19 protein-coding genes are annotated in these 17,602 nt (G+C 31.4%); 9 read left to right on the top strand and 10 right to left on the bottom strand.

The window, feature by feature from the left end; genetic code table 11:
- Positions 1 to 27: 27 nt before the first annotated feature.
- The 6 genes from AC1RRN_RS10635 (at position 28) to rpsA (ending at position 5,720) form a co-directional block, all read left to right on the top strand.
- The gene (locus AC1RRN_RS10635; RefSeq protein ID WP_492967280.1) at positions 28 to 630 is read left to right on the top strand and encodes a murein L,D-transpeptidase catalytic domain-containing protein; all 603 of its coding nucleotides are present in this window, start codon (positions 28 to 30) and stop codon (positions 628 to 630) included.
- A 44-nt stretch (positions 631 to 674) separates the two neighbouring features.
- Positions 675 to 1,367, top strand: a complete 693-nt coding sequence (gene cmk / locus AC1RRN_RS10630; protein ID WP_492967279.1) for a (d)CMP kinase — start codon at positions 675 to 677, stop codon at positions 1,365 to 1,367.
- Positions 1,368 to 1,435: 68 nt separating this feature from the next.
- A complete protein-coding gene (locus AC1RRN_RS10625; RefSeq protein WP_492967278.1) occupies positions 1,436 to 2,812 on the top strand; it encodes a nucleoside permease in 1,377 nt (458 codons plus the stop codon).
- Between the two features lie 128 nt (positions 2,813 to 2,940).
- Positions 2,941 to 3,069, top strand: a complete 129-nt coding sequence (locus AC1RRN_RS10620; RefSeq protein ID WP_492967277.1) for a hypothetical protein — start codon at positions 2,941 to 2,943, stop codon at positions 3,067 to 3,069.
- A gap of 157 nt (positions 3,070 to 3,226) precedes the next feature.
- A complete protein-coding gene (locus AC1RRN_RS10615; protein WP_492967276.1) occupies positions 3,227 to 3,583 on the top strand; it encodes a hypothetical protein in 357 nt (118 codons plus the stop codon).
- A 358-nt stretch (positions 3,584 to 3,941) separates the two neighbouring features.
- Complete coding sequence (rpsA, locus tag AC1RRN_RS10610; RefSeq protein ID WP_089354646.1) at positions 3,942 to 5,720, top strand: 30S ribosomal protein S1; 1,779 nt, start codon at positions 3,942 to 3,944, stop codon at positions 5,718 to 5,720.
- 311 nt (positions 5,721 to 6,031) lie between these two features.
- Here the strand turns inward: rpsA and AC1RRN_RS10605 are convergent, their stop codons facing one another.
- Positions 6,032 to 6,568: an ExbD/TolR family protein gene (locus tag AC1RRN_RS10605; RefSeq protein WP_492967275.1), complete on the bottom strand. Its 537-nt coding sequence runs from the start codon at positions 6,566 to 6,568 to the stop codon at positions 6,032 to 6,034.
- A gap of 95 nt (positions 6,569 to 6,663) precedes the next feature.
- A complete protein-coding gene (locus tag AC1RRN_RS10600; RefSeq protein WP_492967274.1) occupies positions 6,664 to 7,104 on the bottom strand; it encodes an ExbD/TolR family protein in 441 nt (146 codons plus the stop codon).
- 211 nt (positions 7,105 to 7,315) lie between these two features.
- Between AC1RRN_RS10600 and AC1RRN_RS10595 the strand changes: the two genes are divergently transcribed.
- On the top strand, positions 7,316 to 7,870 hold the full coding sequence (locus tag AC1RRN_RS10595; protein WP_492967272.1) for a fasciclin domain-containing protein: 555 nt from the start codon (positions 7,316 to 7,318) through the stop codon (positions 7,868 to 7,870).
- Between the two features lie 89 nt (positions 7,871 to 7,959).
- On the opposite strand, the gene AC1RRN_RS10590 is transcribed toward AC1RRN_RS10595, so the two are convergent.
- From AC1RRN_RS10590 to AC1RRN_RS10555, 8 genes are all read right to left on the bottom strand, one after another.
- The gene (locus AC1RRN_RS10590) at positions 7,960 to 8,805 is read right to left on the bottom strand and encodes an EamA family transporter (RefSeq protein ID WP_492967271.1); all 846 of its coding nucleotides are present in this window, start codon (positions 8,803 to 8,805) and stop codon (positions 7,960 to 7,962) included.
- A 99-nt stretch (positions 8,806 to 8,904) separates the two neighbouring features.
- Entirely contained in the window at positions 8,905 to 9,045 is a 141-nt protein-coding gene (locus AC1RRN_RS10585; protein ID WP_492967270.1) for an SsrA-binding protein, read from the bottom strand.
- Between the two features lie 81 nt (positions 9,046 to 9,126).
- Positions 9,127 to 10,572, bottom strand: a complete 1,446-nt coding sequence (locus tag AC1RRN_RS10580; RefSeq protein ID WP_492967269.1) for a serine hydrolase — start codon at positions 10,570 to 10,572, stop codon at positions 9,127 to 9,129.
- Positions 10,573 to 10,602: 30 nt separating this feature from the next.
- Positions 10,603 to 12,351, bottom strand: a complete 1,749-nt coding sequence (locus tag AC1RRN_RS10575; protein ID WP_492967268.1) for a M56 family metallopeptidase — start codon at positions 12,349 to 12,351, stop codon at positions 10,603 to 10,605.
- Between the two features lie 5 nt (positions 12,352 to 12,356).
- Complete coding sequence (locus AC1RRN_RS10570) at positions 12,357 to 12,725, bottom strand: BlaI/MecI/CopY family transcriptional regulator (protein WP_492967267.1); 369 nt, start codon at positions 12,723 to 12,725, stop codon at positions 12,357 to 12,359.
- A 30-nt stretch (positions 12,726 to 12,755) separates the two neighbouring features.
- On the bottom strand, positions 12,756 to 14,369 hold the full coding sequence (locus tag AC1RRN_RS10565; RefSeq protein ID WP_492967266.1) for a M56 family metallopeptidase: 1,614 nt from the start codon (positions 14,367 to 14,369) through the stop codon (positions 12,756 to 12,758).
- Positions 14,370 to 14,380: 11 nt separating this feature from the next.
- Positions 14,381 to 14,749, bottom strand: a complete 369-nt coding sequence (locus AC1RRN_RS10560; RefSeq protein WP_375031510.1) for a BlaI/MecI/CopY family transcriptional regulator — start codon at positions 14,747 to 14,749, stop codon at positions 14,381 to 14,383.
- 164 nt (positions 14,750 to 14,913) lie between these two features.
- Positions 14,914 to 16,131, bottom strand: a complete 1,218-nt coding sequence (locus AC1RRN_RS10555) for an MDR family MFS transporter (protein WP_492967265.1) — start codon at positions 16,129 to 16,131, stop codon at positions 14,914 to 14,916.
- Positions 16,132 to 16,229: 98 nt separating this feature from the next.
- Here AC1RRN_RS10555 and AC1RRN_RS10550 point away from each other — a divergent pair, with 98 nt between their 5' ends.
- Both AC1RRN_RS10550 and AC1RRN_RS10545 read left to right on the top strand, forming a co-directional pair.
- Positions 16,230 to 16,829: a DUF1684 domain-containing protein gene (locus AC1RRN_RS10550; protein WP_492967264.1), complete on the top strand. Its 600-nt coding sequence runs from the start codon at positions 16,230 to 16,232 to the stop codon at positions 16,827 to 16,829.
- Positions 16,829 to 17,485 (top strand): TatD family hydrolase, encoded by a 657-nt coding sequence (locus AC1RRN_RS10545; RefSeq protein WP_492967263.1) that lies wholly within the window; start codon positions 16,829 to 16,831, stop codon positions 17,483 to 17,485. Before AC1RRN_RS10550 ends, AC1RRN_RS10545 begins: the two co-directional genes overlap by 1 nt.
- Positions 17,486 to 17,602: the final 117 nt, after the last annotated feature.

Raw genomic sequence — 17,602 nt, 5'->3', positions numbered from 1 at the left:
TATTTTAAAATAATAACCAAGTATCATATGAAGAAGATCTTAATCGTTTTTCTTATGATACTTTTTGTTTTTATAGGCTATATTTTTTTTTATAAAAGCAATAAACATTTTTCATCTGCTAGCGTAACAATTGATGTTAAGCGTATAAATGAAGTTAAAAAACTGATAGAAGGTAATAAAAAATACAATAAAAGAATTGCATTTTTTATTGATATGAAAATACCGTCAGGCAAGAATCGTTTTTTTGTTTATGATTTAAAGACTAATAAAATTATTGATAAAGGTTTGGTTGCTCATGGTTCAGGCTCAGAAACCAAAGTTAAAGGGAAATTGAAATTTAGTAACGTTCCAAATTCATTAAGTACTTCATTGGGTAAATATTATATTGGAAACCCTTACTATGGAAAGTTTGGGAAAGCTTATAAACTGTACGGATTAGATGAAACTAATAGTAATGCATTTCATAGAGATATTGTTTTTCATTACTATTTTGAGGTTCCATATCAAGAGCAAAAAGGATATATTTGCAACAGTTTTGGTTGTCCAATGGTCAATAAAAAATATTTTGAAAGAACTGCTAAAATAATTGATGGTTCTGAGTCAAATATTGTTATGAGTATTTATTACTAGCGGAACGATCAAACGACTTAAAATTAAATTTAAAATTGAAAAAATTGAAAAAAATTACGATTGCAATCGACGGATTTTCGTCAACAGGAAAAAGCACTTTGGCAAAACAATTGGCAAAAGAACTGGAGTATGTTTATGTAGATACCGGAGCAATGTATCGTGCAGTAGCTTTGTTTGCAATGCAGAATAATTTTATTGGAACTGATTTTTTTAATAAAGAATCATTGATTGAAACTTTATCGAAAATTCAATTAGAATTTAAATTTAATGCTGATTTAGGTTTTGCTGAAATGTATCTAAACGACGAAAATGTAGAGAAACAAATCAGAACTATTGAAGTGTCTAATTATGTTAGTAAAGTAGCTGAAGTTTCTGAAGTACGTTCTAAATTAGTAGAACAACAACAGGAAATGGGAAAAAACAAAGCAATCGTAATGGATGGAAGAGATATAGGAACTGTTGTTTTTCCAGATGCAGAATTAAAAATCTTTATGACCGCAAGCGCCGAAACCCGTGCACAAAGACGTTTTGACGAACTACAACAAAAAGGCGATGATGTGTCTTATGAAGATGTTTTAAAGAATGTTGTAGAAAGAGATTATATAGATACCCATCGCGAAGATTCTCCTTTAATCATCGCTGACGATGCAATTGAAATAGATAATTCTTACTTAACCAGAGAAGAACAATTTGCAGCTGTTTTAGAATTGATAGATGATGTTGTTAAAACGGCTTAATTTTTTGCAGATATCATTTTTAATGGTAGTTTTACCGCTTCATTTTATTTAAAAGACAATTTCATCATATGGGAATTAAAAACAGATTGATCGTAATGAGTTTTCTTCAATTTTTTGTTTGGGGAGCGTGGCTTATTACAATTGGAAATTATTGGTTTGGAACTAAAAATTGGGAAGGAACTCAATTTGGTCTTGTTTTCGGAACCATGGGAATTGCTTCTTTATTCATGCCTACTTTAACAGGAATTATTGCGGATCGTTGGGTTAATGCCGAAAAATTATATGGTTTTCTACATATTGCTTATGCATTAGTTTTATTTGGAATTGCACAGGTTACAACACCCGATACTTTTATTGCCGTAATGTTGGTTGCAATGTGCTGTTATATGCCAACAATTGCTTTGAGTAACTCTATTTCTTATACTTCGCTGAAACTTAATGATAAGAATATTGTAAAGGATTTTCCGCCAATTCGTGTTTGGGGTACAATAGGTTTTATTGTCGCCATGTGGATTACAAATTTAAGTGGAAGTAAAGCAACTGAATACCAGTTTTACATTGCTGGAATAGGAGCTTTAATTCTTGGAGTTTACGCGTTTACATTGCCAAAATGCGAACCACAGCGTTTAACTAAAGAAAATGCTTCGCTAACGGAGACTTTAGGATTAGAAGCTTTCAAGCTTTTTGGAAATTATAAAATGGCTTTGTTTTTTGTATTCTCTATGTTTTTAGGAGGTGCTTTGCAATTGACAAATGCTTACGGAGATGTTTTTCTAGATGAATTTAAACATTTTCCAAAATATGCTGATTCTTTCGTAATCAAATATTCGACTATCATCATGTCAATTTCTCAGGTTTCTGAAACCTTATTTATATTGGCGATTCCGTTTTTCTTAAGACGATTTGGAATCAAACAAGTAATGTTGATTTCTATGTTGGCTTGGGTATTGCGTTTTGGATTATTTGCTTTTGGAGACCCTGTAAGCGGATTATGGATGATTATTTTGTCTTGTATCGTTTACGGAATGGCATTTGACTTCTTTAATATTTCAGGTTCATTATTTGTTGAAAGTAATACTGATTCTAAAATTCGTTCTTCTGCACAAGGTTTATTTATGATGATGACCAATGGAGTAGGAGCTGTTTTAGGAAGTTTAACTTCAGGTTGGGCAATTGATCGTTTCTTTACTAAATCTTTCAGTAATACAATTGAATTATCAGGATTTTTGCAAACGGAAACTACAAATCCTAAAATGTTAGAATTTGTAAAAAGTCAGGGAAATTCAGTTTCTCCGGAAGGAATTTTCAGCAATCCAATTTTAATGAAAGACTGGCACACAATCTGGTTGTCATTTGCGGCTTATGCTTTGGTTATTGCAATTGCTTTTGCCGTTTTATTTAAACATAAACATGATCCAAAAGAATTGGAGAATTTGAGTCATTAAGAAAAAGTTTTTTTTCAAGACTTTTGTTTTGAAAATTAGAATAAAAAATAAATAAAAATACCACAATGATTTCCGCATAGAAATCATTGTGGTATTTTTTTATTAAATGAATTATATAATCGAATGTTATGGCAAAGACAAAAATAAAATTATATTCTCTTTCTGAAGTGAAAGACAAGTGTATCGGAAAAATTGAAACTAAAGAAAGAGATAAATACGAGAAAAGACTTCTCAAACATATTTCTAAATTGAAATAATATCTCAAGTAAGTCTTTGTCAAAGATAATTGCACATATTAAACCCGACAGGTTTTTAAAACCTGTCGGGTTTGTTGTTTTTAAAAAGTAACTTTTAAAAGATTAAGATTCTATTAAAAAACTTAAATTTGATTTTGTAATTAAAAGTTGTTCGATTATGATTAGACAAATTTTAGGAGTTATTATCGGTTATGCATTATTTGTAATTAGCTCTATATTTCTTTTTAAATTTTCAGAAGTGAATCCGCATGAGGAGGCTTCTAAGTTATTTATGGCTTGGACATTTGTTTACGGAACCGTTTTTTCGTTTATCAGCGGGCTTGTGACTCAATTGATTGCAAAGACAAGAAATATGAAAGTCAATTATGTGCTTTTTATTATCATGGCTGGTTTTGCGACTTTTTCACTTTTTAAGTCGAGTGGTAGTTCCTGGACGCAATTGTTGGCGATTTTTATTTTTGCACCGGTTTCTGTTTTGGGAGGGTTATTTTGGATTAAAAGAAGTAGAATATAATCTTTGTAAAAGATAGGTGTACATAGTAAATATCAGAATTTAAGATTCTTAAAACTACAAAACTTTCTTATCTAGCCCCGATAGAAGTGAAAATCCTTTTGTACCGGGGTTCGGTACAAAAGATTGTAACGTATAGCGGGACTGAACGTCTTAAAATAGCCTAAATCGTCTGCTCCTGACCAATTGACTGATAATCATTTAGAATTGTTTTGCTATTACAAATATTTGTAGTAATTTTGCAAACCTTTTGGCAAAGAAGAGTTTCCTTTAGGTATCAACTATTTATGTAAAACAACTTCTGTTTTTTCTACTGCTTTATGAAACTCGAGGAAAACAGAATACAAATTTTTATCAGAGCATGTCTGAACAATTAAAATCACAAGAAGAGTTTTTAGCAAATTTTAACTGGCATAACTTCCAAGAAGGAATTGATGCAGTAGATGAGAAAAACTTACAAGAATTCGAAGAACTAGTTTCAAAAACTTTCATCGCTACAGATCAAGAAGAAGTAGTTGAAGGTGTAGTTGTTAGAATTACAGATAGAGACGTTATCGTTGATATCAACGCAAAATCGGAAGGTGTTATTTCTTTAAACGAATTCCGTTACAACCCAAACTTAAAAGTTGGTGACAAAGTAGAAGTATTAATCGACATCCGTGAGGATAAAACAGGTCAATTAGTATTATCTCACAGAAAAGCACGTACTATTAAATCATGGGATAGAGTTATTTCTGCAAATGAAACAGGAGAAATCGTTAATGGTTTTGTAAAATGCAGAACTAAAGGTGGTATGATCGTTGACGTTTTCGGAATTGAAGCTTTCTTACCTGGTTCTCAAATTGATGTTAAGCCAATTAGAGACTACGATGTATATGTAAACAAAATGATGGAATTCAAAGTGGTAAAAATTAACCACGAATTCAAAAACGTTGTTGTATCTCATAAAGCGCTTATCGAAGCTGATATCGAAGTACAGAAAAAAGAAATCATCGGTCAATTACAAAAAGGACAAGTATTAGAAGGTGTTGTTAAAAACATTACTTCTTATGGTGTGTTCATTGACTTAGGTGGTGTTGATGGATTAATTCACATTACTGACCTTTCTTGGAGTAGAATCAACCACCCAAGTGAAGTTCTTGAATTAGACCAAAAATTAAACGTTGTAATCCTTGATTTCGATGATGAGAAAACAAGAATTCAATTAGGATTGAAACAATTAAACGCTCACCCATGGGATGCTTTAGATGCTAATTTAACTATTGGTGATAAAGTAAAAGGTAAAGTAGTTGTAATCGCTGATTACGGTGCATTTATCGAAGTTGCTGAAGGTGTTGAAGGTTTAATCCACGTTTCTGAAATGTCATGGTCAACTCATTTACGTTCTGCTCAGGATTTCGTAAAAGTTGGAGATGTTGTTGAGGCTGTTATCTTAACTTTAGATAGAGATGACCGTAAAATGTCATTAGGTATCAAACAATTGACTCAAGATCCATGGACTGACATTACTTCTAAATACCCAGTAGGTTCTAAACATACAGGTATCGTTAGAAACTTTACAAACTTTGGTATTTTCGTAGAATTAGAAGAAGGAATTGATGGATTAATCTACATTTCTGACCTTTCTTGGACTAAGAAAATCAAACACCCATCTGAATTTGTAAATGTTGGTGAAAAACTTGATGTAGTTGTATTAGAATTAGATGTTGAAGGACGTAAATTATCTTTAGGTCACAAACAAACTACTGCTAATCCTTGGGATCAATACGAAGATTCTTTCGCTGTAGGAACTATCCACAATGGTGAAATTTCTGAAATCGTTGACAAAGGAGCTACTGTAGAATTCGGAGATGATATCGTTGCTTTCATTCCTACTCGTCACCTTGAAAAAGAAGACGGAAAGAAATTGAAAAAAGGTGATACTGCTGATTTCAAAGTAATTGAATTCAACAAAGAATTCAAAAGAGTAGTTGCTTCTCACACTGCTATCTTCCGTGAAGAAGAAGAGAAAAACGTGAAAGCTGCAACTGAAAATACTTCATCTGCATCTTCTACAAATGCACCAGCTGCAACTTTAGGAGATAACAATGATGTATTAGCTGCATTAAAAGCTAAAATGGAGAAAACTGAGAAAAAATAATTCTTAGCTTTTTTATAAATAGAAAGTCCCACAGCAATGTGGGACTTTTTTTATGCTTTTTTGTTTGCTTCGCCAATTCGGCTAAAGCCTTGTATCAGGTTTTCTTTGTTTCAGGTCGTTGTGCTAAGTTTTTTTGAATCTATTTAAAATATAGCCCCCGGTTTCAACCGTGGGAGACGTATTGTGATATTCTTTGCGCTCCAATGTTGAAATCATTGGCTATGTTTGTATTATGTTGTGGCAGAAGTGCATAGCAATGAGTCTTTTACCTGGCATTTAATCCCGAAGCCTCGGGCTAAAGAATTGGCATTTTATTTTGAAGCTAATAATTTTGATTCTTCCGCAGTATATTCATCTACAATTGCGTAAGTATCGATTTTTGCAATTTTCATTTCATCCAAAATTTCAACCAAATTTTTAAAATTGCTTTTTGGGCTTGGTTTTATGATTACAATTGCACCATTTTTTGGCTTTCCAAGTGCTGTCAAATATTCTATAATTTTACTGTTTTTTTCAAATAACTCTTTACGAATTCCTTTTTTGCTATAATCTAATTTTTTTGGATTTTCTCTTGTCACAGATAAAAGACCTGAGTACGTAATTATTTTATTATTTTCATCTAATAAAATTGTAATAATACGACTTGGATCGCCCCCACAACTAATAACACAGGTAAATTCTTTGTCGGAATATCTTTCAGGCAAACTCAAATCCATAAGTTTAGGTTTGGATAATTCACCAACAACCATAAAAAATATAATTAACAAAAAAGATACGCTCACCATTGCGGTTAAATCAACTCTTGTGCTTAACTTTTTACTTCTTACTTTTTTAGTTAGGTTTTCCATAGTTTGACTTTTTTTATTTTGAAGCTAGTAATTTTGATTCTTCCGCAGTAAATTCATCTACAATTGCATAAGTATCTATTTTTGCAATTTTCATTTCATCTAAAATATCTACCAAATTTTTTAAAATTGCTTTTAGGGCTTGGTTTTATAATTACGATTACACCGTTTTTTGGCTTTCCAAGTGATATCATATAATCACTTACTTCTTTCTTTTTTCGATATACTTCCTTATGAATTCCATCCTTTCCAAATTCAATTTTTTTTGCTGTATCCAGATAAAATTCTAGTATTCCTGAATAAGTTATAATTTTATCATTTTCGTCCAATAAAATTGTATATAAACGATTTCCACGTACACAGCCACCGTATCCACCACGCTCTTTATCTGGTAGTGCTAAATCAAAGCTTTTTGGCTTCGCTAACTCAATCGTCACCATAAAAAATATAATCAGCAAAAAAGATACGCTGACCATTGCGGTTAAATCAACTCTTGTACTTAACTTTTTACTTCTTACTTTTTTAGGTAGATTTTCCATAAATGAATCTATTTGTTACGAAAGTTAGTAATAAAATTAACACAATAACGATCGAAGTTTTAAAAATAATTGAAAATAAATTTTAGTATTAATACCTTGTATTACAGTTGTTTTTGAAGATATTTTAATGTTTTTAAATCTTTTTTAGATTTTTCGCAAAACCAAAACAAATATATCACCGTAAATGAGCTTATAACTTAAAATATTAATTATGAAAACTAGAAAATTTTTAGCCGCAGCAATTTTAGCCTTGACATTCGGATTTACATCATTTGCACAAAAATCAGTTATGGTTGGTGGAGCAGCAATGTATCCTAATAAAAATATTGTTGAAAATGCAGTAAACTCAAAAGATCATACAACATTGGTAGCTGCGGTAAAAGCTGCCGGATTAGTAGAAACATTACAAAGCAAAGGACCATTCACTGTATTTGCTCCAACAAATGCAGCATTTGATAAATTACCAGCAGGAACTGTTGAAACTTTATTAAAACCAGAAAATCTTAAAATGTTACAAACGATCTTGACCTATCATGTTGTTGCAGGAAAAATGAATTCTTCTGATATTGCTAAAGCAATTAAAATGGGTAAAGGAAAAGCTACGCTTAAAACTGTTAGTGGTGGAACTCTAACCGCCTGGATGGATGGAAAAGATTTATACATAAGCGATGAAAGCGGTAACAAATCTAAAGTAACAATTGCAGATGTGAATCAATCAAATGGTGTGATTCATGTAGTTGATACTGTTTTATTACCAAAAATGTAATATTTACTTAATTCCAAATAATAAAAATTCCAAATCCCAATTTTAAAACTGGAATTTGGAATTTTTAAATTTATTGAGATTTTATAGTTTTATCGCTTTGCAGTTAAAGTTGACCCAGCGGAAGCCACAACAACACAAACCACAGCCAGAATTTCATAAAAACTTAAATTTTCCTGCAAGAAAATAAAAGCGCAAATAGCTGCAGCGGCAGGCTCTAAACTCATTAAAATACTAAAAGTACGTGGTGGAAGCTGTCCTAAAGCTTTCATTTCTAAAGTAAACGGAATAGCACTAGACAAAAGAGCAAGTGCAACTCCCATCCCGAAAAACTTTGGAGTAAGATTAGCTAATCCATTCTCGAAAAGTCCGAAAGGAAGAATTAAAATAGCAGCAAACAACATTCCGGTAGAAACTGCCTGACCACTATTCATAATCTTAGAAATTTTTCCACCCAAAACAATATAGGCAGCCCAAAGTGCACCCGCCAAAAGTGCAAATAGTACACCTAGTGAATCGATTCTGTCATTTGACCAGGGGGCTATTAACACAATTCCGGCTGCTGCAAGCAAAACCCAACAATAATCGATCATTCTCTTAGATCCAAAGATGGCGACTAATAAAGGGCCGATAAACTCTAAAGTTACAGCCAGACCAATCGGAATTCTTTCTATAGCGAAATAAAAAATTAAATTCATTGCACCCAAAGATAAACCGTACGGAACTACAATTTTCCATTGTTCACGTGTAATTGCTTTTAGGTTAGGTCTGTAAGCCAGTAATAAAATTAGCGCCGAAATACCAATTCGGATAGACGCAGTTCCTGCCGCTCCAATTGCCGGGAACAGCGTTTTAGCAATTGCAGCACCGCATTGTACACTAATAATAGCCAAAAGTACTGCGGGAACAGGCGGAATGTTGAATTCTTTATTTTTCATGAAAAATTGTAGTGATGACAAAACCTCAAATACGTTTTGTCAGATGTATTTTCTAACTTATTGAATAGAAAATTGAGATAAAAAATAATTTTTTACAAACTATTCTAAAGCACGTTTTGTAACATAAGCGCGATAGCCAATAATAGCCATCTGCCACTTTTTTGTTTTTGAAATGTCTAATCCTTGCTTAGTAAAACTTGGTAAAAGGATTTTATTGATTTTGGCTAAAATTTTAAACATAGTAGGTTTGTTTTTTCAAAGATATAAAAAAAGACTTTGCAGTTGAGCAAAGTCTTTTTTGTGGTTTAAAATAGTTTGGTTTTATAATTTTTCAGACAATAGTTTATCAATTTTTTCCAGCATTTCTTTAGTATTATTGTTTTCTGGCATCAATTCTAAAGATTTTTTATAATTATCATGAGAAATTTTCAGTTGATTGTTATTAAAATAACTTTCAGCTAAACTATTAAAAGCATTACCTGATTTTGGATTTTCTTTTGTATTTAATTCAAAAACTTTAATGGCGTCATTTAATCTTCCGTAATTCATTAATGTATAACCAATAGCATTTAAGCGATATTCAAAATTCCAATCAGGATGATTCTTTTTGATATTCAAATAATTTTGTTCTGATGCTGAAATGTCGAGTTTCAAAAAATCCTGATTAATTTTTTCTCCAGCTAAAAGATAGTCGTCCATTAGGGTTTTATCTACAATTGCAGCTACATGATTTATAACCTGACTTTGCACATATAAATTAGAGTATTTATGCCCATTTGATAAAAAGATGATTGTTAAATCGTTATCTGTAAATTTTCTAAAAGCTGTTTCATTTCCTCCAGTAAAGCCATACGAAGGTTTTTTGTTTACTGAAACAATTTCCCATCCGTACGCAAAATGATCTGTATTGTTTGCAAACGGAAAAGGTTTCCATATGTCATGTTTGGTTTCTTTTTTTAAATAAATGTTGTTGTCCAAATTTTGATTCCAATTGATAAATTCAGAGAGGGTAATATTTAAGCCATTAGCTGAATGTGAATCTGGACCGCTATTGTAGTTGTTTTTCTCATATTTTTTATTTTCTAAATTATAATTATAGCGAACTGCACCTTTTCGAGTAATTTGTCCAAAATCAGATAAAAAGAAAACGTCAGATTTTGCTTCCGGAAACTGATTTTTTAAAATATATTCTTCAAAAGTTAAACCTGTTATTTTTTCAATGATTTTAGCTAAAAACAAATAATTTGTCTGATTATAACGGTATTGATTTCCAACAACAAATTGCATTGATTTTTTTGATAACAAAGAAATTTTTTCAGAATACGGCAATGAAAATGGAATATCTTGAAATTGAACAATATCAGGAAGACCAGACGAATGTGTCAGTAAATTTTTGACTTTTATTTCCTGCCATTCTTTTGGCAGGTTATCTAAGTATTTAGAAATGGGATCTTCTAAAGATAACTTTCCAGTTTCTATAAGTTGAAAAACACCAACACTTGTGATTAATTTGGTTGTGGAAAAAATTTTAAAAGCAGTGTTTTTATCCACTGCTTTATTTTCTTCTAAGTTGGCTTTACCAAAATAGTTTTCATAAATTACTTTTCCATCTTTTATAACAGCCAAGGCCACTCCCGGAATTTCGTTTATATCAATTACATTTTTAATGTAATGATCAATTTCGTCTTTTGTAGATTTACTTTCGTTATTTTGACCAAACGAGAGATTTAAAACAAAAAGAAAGGTGATGAAAAGAGATTTTTTCATTTATGAAATTTAGAATTAAATAATTTTAAGTTAAGATTTTTTATAATCTTTCTCGTGTTTCTTCATTTCCTTTTCATAGGCTTTCATGTCCTTTTCATACTCTTTCATGTTTTTTTCATACTCCTTCATATCTTTTCCAACTGTTTCTTCGATGTGTTTGGCATACTTTTCCATATCAACATTGAATTTTTCCATGGCAATTTCATACTTTTCCATATCCTTGCCGTACAATGCTTCATGTTTAGACATGATTTCATCAACTTGTTTTTCGTACGCAGATAATTCTGGTTCAAAAGCTTCCATTTTTTTCTCAAATTCGGCCATATCTTTTTCAAATTTAGCCATTGCTACTTTATCTCTTGGGTTTGCCGGTGGCGCTGGAGCTTTAGGCATTTTGGACATATCAATAGCTGGCAATTTAGGCATAGATCCTCCAGGGAAAGCAGGCGCTATTGGCGGAGCTGGAGGTGCAATATTACCTATTCTGGCAGGAGGAGCTGGGGGTGCAGGAGGTACAATATTCTTAACATCCGGACTGTTTGCTTCTTCAACATCTGCAACGCGATCCTGAAGCATCATGGAGTTATTTGTATCACCATCTGTAACAACGCCAATTTTTTTGATATTATTATCTTCAGTTGATACCACCAAACCAAAGCTTTTTATTGCCTCATCTCCATCAATTTGAATGGTTTGAACTTCTTGAGCTCCTTTTTTGATGTTCATTTTAATGGCTGTCAATTCCTTATTTGTGTTTCTTTTTACATTGGATATAGCAACATCAAAATCGTGTTTTTGTTTTATTTTTTCAGAGATTACTTTTAATTCCTGATCTGTTGTTGTCTTTTCGATTTTGTAAACATCATCTGAAGTGGTTTTAGTAACTTCATGAGCTTCTTTTTTCTCCTGAGCAATAGTTTCTATTTGAAATAAAAACACAAATGCCGCCAGTGCTGGAATTATGGTGCAATACTTCCAGTAATTTGTTTTTTTTGATTGATTTTTGTTTAACATGACAATTCGTTTTTTGATTAATGATTGATAAAAATGATTGGTGATGGCAACACACGTTTCATGCGTTGTTATTTTTAAAAGCGTGTATTGATACGCTTTTTTGTCTGATATTTTTTTTGCTGCTTCATAATCGGCAATGAATTCAAGATTTTGAAGAATTGCTTTTTTGTACAACCAAATAATTGGATTGAACCAAAACAGCACACAGAATATTCTTGAAATAATGACATCTACAGTATGATTTTGATCGCTATGTACTTTTTCGTGCTCCAAAATACTTTCTAATTCTGATGCGCTGTACAGTGATGAGTTGTATACGATATAATCAAAATAAGAAAATGGCGCAATGTTTTCCTCAATATCTATAAATTTAAAATCGGCTTCCTGCTGTATTTTTTTTCCTTTTAAAACAGAATTTAAACTGTAAAAATCAGTTGCAAATTTTATGATAAGAGCCAAAAATCCAATTCCATAAATTGCAATTACAACATAATTCCAATTAATTTCAAATGATGCTTCCGGAATGGCATTAGTTTGCGGAATATAAACAGGAGAATAATTCATAGCAGGCATTGGAGTAGGGTCAACCCAGACAATTTTAGTATAAACCAAAAACGGCAATACTACAGAAGTGATCAATCCAGCCAAAAGAAACCATCTGTTGCTATTAAAGAAAGTTTCCTTGCGAAGTAGAAAAAAGTAAGCGAAGTAAAACAGAATTAATAATCCGCTAGATTTTGCGATAAAAATAAAAAGTGCTTCCATAATGCTTATTTATCTTCGTTTGGTTTTTCGATCATAGCTAAAATTTCACGTAATTCTGCCGCAGAGATTTTTTCTTCTTTGGCAAAAAATGAAACCATACTTTTATAAGAACTGTTGAAATAGTTATCAATAGCAGTGCTCATAAATCCTTTACGATAATCTTCAATACTTACAATTGGGTAATATTGATGTGTATTTCCAAAGGCATTATGGCTTACATATCCTTTTTCTTCCAGATTACGAACAATGGTGGAGAGCGTATTATAATGCGGTTGATCTTCCGTAATTTCAGCCTGAATTTCTTTTACAAAAGCCTTTTTAAGCTTCCATAAAATGTGCATTATTTCTTCTTCTTTATTGGTTAGTTTTAACATGGTTTTGGTTGGTTAAAAAATCAAAAAATATTATTCGGTTTCAATTTCGATTACGCTATTTTTATTTTGATCTCCATCTTTAGTTGTTGTTTTTGAACTCTTATATACACGAACTGTTTTACTGTTTTCAGGATCCCAATCTTTAATGTTTCCACTATACACAACTTCTCCGTCAACAATAATTATTTGGTTTGATTGCGTATTAGTATTATTTCCATTTCTTACCATATTTATGCTTGTTTGCATTTTTGGTTCAGAAACTACATTTGTACTAAAACCAATTTTTACATTTGTGTTTGTATGCACGTTTACATTAGTGTCACTATTTGCACTATTGCTTGTACTAATGCTTGTATGAGTATTATCAGTATTTTTAACATTACAGTTAATTTTAGCGTTTTTTACTTTTTTTACTTCAACTTTACTTTCTTTATCAATGATTTTAACTTCGTCAATTTGATTATCCGTTTTTAAACCTATTTTTTTAGAACCGTCGTTTTCAGTCTCAATAACGATTTCACAATCTTTTATTGCTTTATTTCCTTTAATTCGATAAGACTGTGATTGTTCAGCACCTCTTTTCAGATCAAATCTGATAGCTATTAATTCATTCTCTGAATTTCTTTCAACATCAGAAATCTTTGCATCAACATCATGATTTAGCTTCATTTTTTCAGCCATCTCTTTCAATTGCTGATCAGTTGTGTTTTTGTTGATTTTATACACATCAACAGTACCCTCTTTTTCTTTAGCTTCCTTTTTTGCAATTTCTCTTTTCTCTTTTGCAATTACTTCAATTTGAAATAATAACACAAAAGCGACGAGTGCCGGAATCACGACATAGAGTTTCCAGGAGCTCCTTTTTTTTGATTGATTTTTGTTTAACATGACAATTCGTTTTTTGATTAATGATTGATAAAAATGATTGGTGATTGATAGACAACTTTCATGAGTTGTAATTTTTAATAGCGTGTATTGATACGCTTTTTTGTCTGCTATTTTTTGAGCAGCTTCCTTATCTGCAATAAATTCAAGATTTTGAGTTATGGCTTTTTTATAAAACCAAATAACAGGATTAAACCAAAATAATATGGAAAAAGCTCTTGCAATTAAAACATCAATAGTGTGGTTTTGATCGCTGTGTACTTTTTCATGCTCGAGAATACTTTCTAATTCAGAAGCCGTGTACATTGATGAGTTGTACACTATATATTCAAAATAAGAAAAAGGAGCTATGTTTTCGTTTATATCAACAAATTTAAAATCAGCTTGTTGTTTTATTTGTTTTCCCTTTAGAACGGAATTTAAACTATAAAAATCAAAAGCAAATTTGATCACTAAGCCTAAAAATCCAATACTATAAACAGCTATTAAGACTAAATTCCAGTCAATTGTAAGTACATCTTTTTCTATCTGAGCCGAAACCAAAGAGGAATAATTTACATTCGAAAGTGGAGTAGGATTAACCCAAATTACTTTAGTATAAACTATAAAAGGAAGTATTGCAGAAGTAATTAAACCAGTCAACAAAAACCATCTGTTACTATTGAAGAAAGTTTCTTTGCGCAACAAAAAATAATAAGCGCAATAAAATAATATAACCAATCCAGATGATTTTGCGATATAAATGAAAAGTGCTTCCATAAAAAATAGTGTTATTTGTCTTCTTTTGGAGTTTCGATCATAGCAAGAATTTCGCGTAATTCTGCCGCCGAGATTTTCTCTTCTTTAGCAAAAAACGAAACCATGTTTTTATAAGAACTATTGAAATAGTTATCAATAGCCGTTTTCATATACTTTTTACTATAGGCTTCTAAAGTAATAATAGGGTAATATTGATGTGTATTACCAAATGCATTATGCGCCACAAAACCTTTCTCCTCAAGATTACGAACAATAGTCGAAAGTGTGTTGTAATGCGGTTGATCTTCAGTGATTTCAGCCTGAACCTCTTTTACAAAAGCTTTTTTAAGCTTCCATAAAATGTGCATGATTTCTTCTTCCTTGTTGGTTAACTTTTGCATGTTTTATAATTTTAATTCAAACCTACAACTATTTTTCTAGTTACGCAACTATAAAAATAGTTATTTAACTAAAAATTAAGTTTGTTTTGAGATAAAAGCACAGAAAATCTATTCAAATTTAAAAGTAATAAATTGAATTTGAGTAATTTAAGAGTTAAAATTGTTTAATGATTTTTTTCGAGAAGTAATGCTTTTTTAATCCAAAAACAACAAAGAGTAGCCACAACTCCAATGGAAGCCATGAAAAACCAATTGATTTGATATCCTAATCGGGTAATGATTTCAAAACCAACTTTTGAACTAATAATATGGGCTAAACTAAAACTCATGGTATAAAGTGCCATATAACGACCTTCCTGACCGCGTGGTGCACGGCTTAAAGCAAAAGCATTCGAAAATGGAAAGGTCAGAATTTCTCCAATCGAAATACAAATCATACTAATAACCAGAATTCCGGCCCAAATATTTATCAGAAGTAAAAAGAAACTTGAAGCCATAATAAAGGAACCCAGAATAATGATTTTAATTTTCGGAAAACCTTTGCGCTCCATAAAACCAACAGTTGGCATTTCTAAAGCAAAAATCAGAAGTCCGTTTAAAGTCATTAATAATCCGGTTTGAAATTCACTTAAACCGAATTTCTCATTATGATATAAAGGCAGTGTTGTGAAAAGCTGAAAGAAAATCATAGCCGTTACAAAACTCACAAATAAGAAAACCCAAAAGATTCGATCATGAAAAACTGACTTTTTATCTCCAGCACTTTCAATTTTATCATCATGAGCTACTTTTTTCTTCTCTTTAACTAATAAAGCAAAAATCGAAATTGAAATAATACAGGAAGCTCCGTCAACCCAAAATAAACCGGAATAACCAATTCCCATAATAATCAGTCCGCCTAAAGCTGGTCCGGCTGCGAAACCTAAATTTACGGCTAAACGCACTAAAGTTAGGGCACGAGTTCTGTTTTCGGGTTTGGCATAAGCACCTAAGGAAACAAACATTGCCGGTCTGAACATGTCTGCAATGACCATTAAAATAAACATTGCAATGCATAATCCCCAGAACGTCGTTATATATTGAACGAAGAAAAGCGAAACTCCACTGGTAAATAAACTAAAAATCATGATTTTATAAAACCCGATTTTATCTGAAAGTTTTCCGCCCAGCCAGGATCCTAACATAGATCCTAAACCAAATGAAACCATAATCCAACCTACCTGATTATAAGAGAAGTGTAAATCTTCTTTTAAGTATTTTGACAAAAAAGGAAGCACCATTGTACCGGCACGATTGATAAAAGTGACCAATGTAAGTATCCAAATTTCTCTTGAAAATCCTTTAAAATTGTTGATGTAGTGATTGGCTGCAGTTTTGAGCATTATAAAATATGTTATTTGCAACAAAGTTAGGAAACTTTGTCATGTATCGCGGTTGCTGCTTTGTTACTTTTAAACTATTTTTGTTGAAAATTTCCAAGATGAAAAAAAATGCATTTCTTGCTTTATTATTAATGTTTAATTTCGGCTTCAGCCAAAAGAAATTTGATAAAAAAGAAACAGAGAAATTTCAGAAGACTATAAATTCAGAATATGCTGATCCTAAGACAAGTCCGTTAATGGAAGAAGATTTAAAAGTTTTTAAAACTTTAGATTTTTATCCTGTTAATGCCAAATATTTTGTTAATGCAAAGTTTGTAAAAGCCAAAAATGAAAAGGTTTTCGAAATGAAAACTACAGGAACAAGAACACCAAAATATATAAAATACGGAACGTTGTATTTTACTTTGGATGGCACAAACCTAAAATTGAATGTATACAGAAGTATTGATCTTTCTAAAACTGAAGAATACAAAGATCATTTATTTCTCCCTTTTTCAGATTTAACTTCAGGAAAGGAAAGTTATATTGGAGGAAGATATATTGATTTAAAAATTCCAAAAGGAAATACTATTGCCATTGATTTTAATCAGGCTTACAATCCTTATTGTGCTTATAACCACAAGTATTCTTGTCCGCTTGTTCCGTTGGAAAATGATCTAAACGTTGAAATTAAAGCAGGGGTTAAAACTTTTCACTAATGGAATTCTTTAATTTTCATACCCATCAGTTTACGAACCAATCTAATGTTTTGGAATTGGTAAATCAATATCCAAATGAATTTGATGCTTTGATTCCGTTTTATTCAATCGGAATTCATCCATGGTATATTGTAGAAGATAGAATTGATGCCGATCTGAAAATTATCGAAGAAAAGTTACAAACTGAAAATTGTCTGGCTTTGGGAGAATGTGGTTTAGATAAAAGAGTTGAAATCCCGCTGGAACAACAGATTATAGTTTTTGAAAAACAATTGGCTTTAGCCGAAAAATATAAAAAACCAGTCGTTATTCATTGCGTAGCGGCTTTTCAGGAAGTGATTGAAATCAAGAAGAAAATGAAAATTTCAGTTCCAATGATTATTCACGGATTTTCGAAAAACAGTCAGCTTGCCAATCAGCTTATTGCAGCAGGATTTTATATTTCTTTTGGAAAATATTTACTCAGAAATCCCGAATTAAAAGCAGTTTTTCTGCAAATTCCAAACGATAGTTTTTTATTGGAGACCGATACGATTGAAGAAAACATTCAACAAGTTTACGATTTAGCATCAGAATATAAAAATATAACAATTAAGGACTTGCAAGGAATTATCTCAAGTAATTTTGAAGCTATATTTCGAAAGAATAAAGAATAAAGAATAAAGAATAAAGAATAAAGAATAAAGAATAAAGAATAAAGAATAAAGAATGTTGATAGAAATCTTTACTGGAGCTGAAGGCCGATGTGGAAAGAAACTTGAAACAAAATAAAC

Source organism: Flavobacterium sp. GW821-FHT11G01, assembly GCF_058808175.1.
Note: the sequence above shows the minus strand (reverse complement) of the source record. Positions and strands in the feature narration are given on the sequence as shown.

Bases quoted from the DNA above. Each gene is read 5' to 3' on its own strand.
- AC1RRN_RS10635 (WP_492967280.1), top strand. From the start codon at position 28: ATGAAGAAGATCTTAATCGTTTTTCTTATGATACTTTTTGTTTTTATA.
- AC1RRN_RS10625 (WP_492967278.1), top strand. From the start codon at position 1,436: ATGGGAATTAAAAACAGATTGATCGTAATGAGTTTTCTTCAATTTTTT.
- AC1RRN_RS10620 (WP_492967277.1), top strand. From the start codon at position 2,941: ATGGCAAAGACAAAAATAAAATTATATTCTCTTTCTGAAGTGAAAGAC.
- AC1RRN_RS10615 (WP_492967276.1), top strand. From the start codon at position 3,227: ATGATTAGACAAATTTTAGGAGTTATTATCGGTTATGCATTATTTGTA.
- rpsA (WP_089354646.1), top strand. From the start codon at position 3,942: ATGTCTGAACAATTAAAATCACAAGAAGAGTTTTTAGCAAATTTTAAC.
- AC1RRN_RS10605 (WP_492967275.1), bottom strand. From the start codon at position 6,568: ATGGAAAACCTAACTAAAAAAGTAAGAAGTAAAAAGTTAAGCACAAGA.
- AC1RRN_RS10600 (WP_492967274.1), bottom strand. From the start codon at position 7,104: ATGGAAAATCTACCTAAAAAAGTAAGAAGTAAAAAGTTAAGTACAAGA.
- AC1RRN_RS10595 (WP_492967272.1), top strand. From the start codon at position 7,316: ATGAAAACTAGAAAATTTTTAGCCGCAGCAATTTTAGCCTTGACATTC.
- AC1RRN_RS10590 (WP_492967271.1), bottom strand. From the start codon at position 8,805: ATGAAAAATAAAGAATTCAACATTCCGCCTGTTCCCGCAGTACTTTTG.
- AC1RRN_RS10585 (WP_492967270.1), bottom strand. From the start codon at position 9,045: ATGTTTAAAATTTTAGCCAAAATCAATAAAATCCTTTTACCAAGTTTT.
- AC1RRN_RS10580 (WP_492967269.1), bottom strand. From the start codon at position 10,572: ATGAAAAAATCTCTTTTCATCACCTTTCTTTTTGTTTTAAATCTCTCG.
- AC1RRN_RS10575 (WP_492967268.1), bottom strand. From the start codon at position 12,351: ATGGAAGCACTTTTTATTTTTATCGCAAAATCTAGCGGATTATTAATT.
- AC1RRN_RS10570 (WP_492967267.1), bottom strand. From the start codon at position 12,725: ATGTTAAAACTAACCAATAAAGAAGAAGAAATAATGCACATTTTATGG.
- AC1RRN_RS10565 (WP_492967266.1), bottom strand. From the start codon at position 14,369: ATGGAAGCACTTTTCATTTATATCGCAAAATCATCTGGATTGGTTATA.
- AC1RRN_RS10560 (WP_375031510.1), bottom strand. From the start codon at position 14,749: ATGCAAAAGTTAACCAACAAGGAAGAAGAAATCATGCACATTTTATGG.
- AC1RRN_RS10555 (WP_492967265.1), bottom strand. From the start codon at position 16,131: ATGCTCAAAACTGCAGCCAATCACTACATCAACAATTTTAAAGGATTT.
- AC1RRN_RS10550 (WP_492967264.1), top strand. From the start codon at position 16,230: ATGAAAAAAAATGCATTTCTTGCTTTATTATTAATGTTTAATTTCGGC.
- AC1RRN_RS10545 (WP_492967263.1), top strand. From the start codon at position 16,829: ATGGAATTCTTTAATTTTCATACCCATCAGTTTACGAACCAATCTAAT.